The following is a 1,002-nucleotide window of genomic DNA, read 5'->3' as shown; positions in this document are numbered from 1 at the left end:
CCGTCTCCTCAAGCTGCAATGAGGATCGAATGAAGCGGCGGGAGTTCATAGCGGCTACTGCGGCGCTGCTCGTTTCGCCGAGGCGTTCGTGGGCGCAGGGGAGGCCTCGGCGAATTGGTTTCCTAGGCGCTTGGGTAGATGAGCCGGCTCGCAACCCAGTTCACGCCGCATGGCTCAGCGGCTTGCGCGAGAAGGGCTGGATCGAGGGCAACAACCTGCTTGTCGAAAGTCGTCTTGCCCAGGATCGCCTGCCAGCCTTAGCCGCCGAGTTGGTGGCCTTAACTCCGGAATTGATAATTGCTTCGGGACCGCAAGCAGCCCTTGCCCTGAAATCGGCCACCGCCACCATTCCGATTGTATTCGTGGCGGTGGCCGATCCCGTGGGACTTGGCCTCGTCCAAAGCCTAGCTCGTCCAGGCGGCAACATAACCGGGCTTGCGACCTACGTGCCAGGAAATTTCGTCGCAAAACGAATAGAAATCCTCCGCGAACTGGTGCCTAGCGCCTCGAAAATTGCGATCCTAGCCAATCCGGGCAGCCCAATGCACAGGCTGACAATAGCCGAGGAGATACCCCGCACGGCCCGCGAGCTAGGCGTGGCTCTGCCGATAGTTGAGGCGACAACGGCCGAGGAGCTCGACATTGCCTTTGCCGCAGCCGCTGCCCAGCGCGCCGATGCAATCATTGTTTTGGGCGATACTCTGCACATTTTCCAGGCCACGCGAATTGTCGCGCTCGCTGCGAAACATCATCTGCCTGCGATTTATTTCTTCCGACGATTCGCCAATGGCGGATTGATCGTCTACGGCCCCGATTTAGCCGATCTGTTCCGCCGTGCAGGCGGTTACGTGGATAAGATCCTCAAAGGCACCAAGCCGTCCGATCTGCCGGTAGAGCAGCCGACCAAATTCGAGTTCGTGATCAACATGAAGACTGCCAAAGCGCTCGGCCTCACCGTGCCGACTCCGTTACTCCTTCGCGCTGATGAGGTGATCGAATAGA

General features: G+C 59.3%; 1 protein-coding gene. It reads left to right on the top strand.

Annotated elements, in window-relative coordinates:
* Window positions 1-1,001: ABC transporter substrate-binding protein (locus JQ567_RS37955; protein ID WP_249166002.1), on the top strand; the 1,001-nt coding region annotated here is incomplete at its 5' end.
* Between the last annotated feature and the right edge of the window lies 1 nt (window position 1,002).

Origin of the sequence: Bradyrhizobium sp. AUGA SZCCT0431 (assembly GCF_018131065.1) — a bacterium.
Lineage (GTDB): Bacteria > Pseudomonadota > Alphaproteobacteria > Rhizobiales > Xanthobacteraceae > Bradyrhizobium.
Note: the sequence above shows the minus strand (reverse complement) of the source record. Positions and strands in the feature narration are given on the sequence as shown.